Genomic DNA, 3021 nt, shown 5'->3' with positions numbered 1-3021 from the left:
CCCTCATCTGGCCTACATCACTGTGTAGAGCCGATAGTCCCAAAACTTATGATCGGCTCAGAAGGAAGGAGCCTCGTCATGCCGGTTGCACAGGGACATGGTGCGGGATCTGCTCGGACGTTTCCCGGCCTTGCATCCTTGGGGCCGAACCCCGTCGGCTGCCATCTGACCGGCGGGGACGAGTTACCGGGGTCAGCGGAACCCTCCGTCGCGGTGATCGCCGCCGAAGATCTCCGGGAGGCGCTGGAGCGTGAAGGCATCACGGCCGACGTCCATGACGGGTACGGCTTGGCGCTGGTGTCCGTGTGGGTGGGCCTGATCGTCTGGTGTGACGGAGAACGCTTCTGGTGGCGTACCGGCTGGGACGACCGGCGGCAGCGCTTCACCTACGCGTGGCACCCGGCGGCCGATCCGGTCCGGGCCGCCCGGCGGGTCGCGTTCCGGTACACGGCGCTGCGTACGAACTCGCGGCCCGCGCTCGCCGACCCTGCGGCGGTGGTCGGTGATGGCGCGCACTGAGCAACTGAAGGCGCGGTCCTCACCGGATGCGGCACGTCGGGCACGGCGGCGACCACCACAGGCGGGGGACCGTGCAGTGATCGCCCAACTCCTGCACAGCCACGCCCGTACCCGCGCGCATGCCATCGAGCTGCTCGGCCGGCACGGCACGATCGTGCGTCTGCTGCGGCGCGGTGCCTTCGCCCTGGTCGAACTCGACCAGAAGCCTTCACCCTTCCTCGATGGGGTGCGGTGCTGGCATCTGCACCTGGATGATCTGCTCGTTGATGATCTGCTCGTTGATGCCGTCGAACCTCCGCACGAGGATCGCAATCCGTATGGCGTCGGCCTGTCCGGTGTCGGACGTGAGGTCGTGCGGCATGCGTGGCCGTCCGGACGGTGGGAGGGTTTGTGCGGGGCCACGGTGCGGCCGGTGCTGATCGGCTCATGGTCACCGCCCTTCCTTTCCACAGTGGAGAACGCGTGTCCCGCCTGCGTCTGCCTCGCCGGAAACGACGGAACCGGTTCATAGACGAGCGAGGCGGCGTAGTACGTAGAGCTCCGACGTCGTTCCGCCTTGCCACGGATCAGGAAGGGGCCGCTACACCTTCCTGGCCCGTTTCTCCCTGACCCCGATAGCTGCTGGCATCAATGGCCCGACCGAGGTATCAATGCCGTCTTCGCGTGTCCGTCCACCAACGACTGCACCGCAACTCCGCACCCAACCCGCACAGACGGCGTTGACGCCGACGAAGGACCACGAGCAATCGGACAGACGGGAGCAAATCGCTCTATAACCCTTAATAGGGCGCGAATTACCGTCTACGGATCATGCAAGTAAAGTGCATATCGAAGCGTTCTCTCGCCTAGGTTAGGCTTTGTCCATACCCACCATGGGGTAGCAAGATGATCAATGGAGTTGCGGTGAGCACAAGTCCGGGGCCCCATCTTCTGACAGAACTCGTCTTCCCTGCCCGATATGAGGCCCTCTCTGATCGGTTGGGGCATCAACTAGCATCGGTTCTAGTTTCTCCCGAGCACGAGACTCGCGATCTTTTAGAAGATACGGCTAGAGCTCTGACCGCCCGCGGAGAGGGGCTTTTTGTCCCCATCTATGCTCCTTCTGGCACCGGCAAGACAACTCTTGCAAACAATCTCGACACATTTCTTCCTGGCACTTTCACGCCCACACTCTCCTTCGCGAAAGACGTGGACGCAGACACTCTTCAGACCGAAACGCTCAAACACCTTCGAGAGTTTCCTGTCAACAATCAGAAGATTGTACCTATCAACATCGATCACCGAGAAGGAAGCCCTCCGACTGGCACTGAACTAGCCGCAATAAAGCGCTTCTTACGACAGCCCGGCACTGGACATAAGGCGCTCATCCTATGGCCAGAAACCTCCCCAGACCTGTCCCTTCAGATGGCCGAATCTTACATAAAGATTGCTGGCCGATCGCCGGTAAAGCTTCCGATTCACATTTCGGGACCCCCGCGCGAAACGTGGGTGGACATCGCCCGTTCAACGTTGCGCCTGGCGAACTCACTCGACTCCCTTGAGGACTTGGGGGTAGAGCCCAAGGATTACGATCCTGCCGAGTATCTATCGATCGGCGATTATCTGCGCGCGATCTCGGATGACTTCACTCGACTAGCAATGGAGATGCTCCGCGCGACTCGCATGCCGCTTAGGCTAGCCATAGTCTTTGCGAGCGAGAGCAGCGATGCCGGGGTGCTAACGCATCTTACGAGCAGTAATCGCTTCGGCCTGCTTGATGGCAACGCGCTCTTGGATGCCTCTCCAGAGAGCGAGGTAGGGCGATGGTGGTCAAAGCGGCGCGGACTCCTAACCAGCGCCATAGTACGTCTAGATGCTCGTGTCTTCGGCCTTCCACCTAGCGCTTCGATTGGAATCCTTCGTAGGTTCGGGCCAGAAACCGTGCAAGAGCAACTAGCAGCAATGCAGATTCGAATGCCCGGCGAGCAGCAAATTGTACGCAATATCGAGCGGTGCGATGTGGGGAAGTATCTACTAGGCAAGTCACGCGCAACATTCGAAACCAAAGGGACTCCCACGACCACTTCCCTCGCCGCATTTCAGCTGATCGCGGAGACTGGATTTCAGTCCGGAAAAGACAAACTGCTAAATTATGCCATGGCTCAAGCGCTGACCTCGTTCACAAGCCATAAAGGCCTTGAATGCGCCACGAAGGCCGAGACGTCCCTGGGGTTTTGCCCCCTGATTCCCGACAACTCGCTAGTCTTCGAACGAGAGGCTGTCTGCTTTGAGTACACCTGGAGGGGCAGCGACTTCCTGACAGCGAAGAATCGCGGCAACATAGCAGCCTACTGCCTCACGAAGATCAGGAATTATTGTCGTGAGCTCAACTGGGTGCCGGAATGAGCAATCGCCCCGGGCGCAGCTAGACATAAGGCTCCTCGGAGGCGACCGTTCAGAGGCCCAATGCCGTTTAGGTAGGGGTTTGTGCTGGTAGCGTCCGCGGGGTGGCAGAGTGGATCA

The 3021-nt window shown here is 60.2% G+C and carries 3 protein-coding genes; all 3 read left to right on the top strand.

The features are described from left to right. Nucleotides 1-213: 213 nt before the first annotated feature. The 3 genes from IEZ07_RS35125 to IEZ07_RS35115 all read left to right on the top strand — a co-directional run bounded on the left by IEZ07_RS35125 (nucleotide 214) and on the right by IEZ07_RS35115 (nucleotide 2904). Nucleotides 214-519: a hypothetical protein gene (locus IEZ07_RS35125; RefSeq protein WP_191898750.1), complete on the top strand. Its 306-nt coding sequence runs from the start codon at nucleotides 214-216 to the stop codon at nucleotides 517-519. 76 nt (nucleotides 520-595) lie between these two features. Beyond that, nucleotides 596-1030: a hypothetical protein gene (locus IEZ07_RS35120; protein WP_191898749.1), complete on the top strand. Its 435-nt coding sequence runs from the start codon at nucleotides 596-598 to the stop codon at nucleotides 1028-1030. A 374-nt stretch (nucleotides 1031-1404) separates the two neighbouring features. After that, the gene (locus IEZ07_RS35115; protein WP_191898748.1) at nucleotides 1405-2904 is read left to right on the top strand and encodes a leucine-rich repeat domain-containing protein; all 1500 of its coding nucleotides are present in this window, start codon (nucleotides 1405-1407) and stop codon (nucleotides 2902-2904) included. Nucleotides 2905-3021: the final 117 nt, after the last annotated feature.

The organism is Planomonospora parontospora, from assembly GCA_014647935.1.
Lineage (GTDB): Bacteria > Actinomycetota > Actinomycetes > Streptosporangiales > Streptosporangiaceae > Planomonospora > Planomonospora parontospora.
The sequence above is the reverse complement of the archived record's forward strand: the minus strand, read 5'-3'. Positions and strand labels throughout refer to the sequence as shown.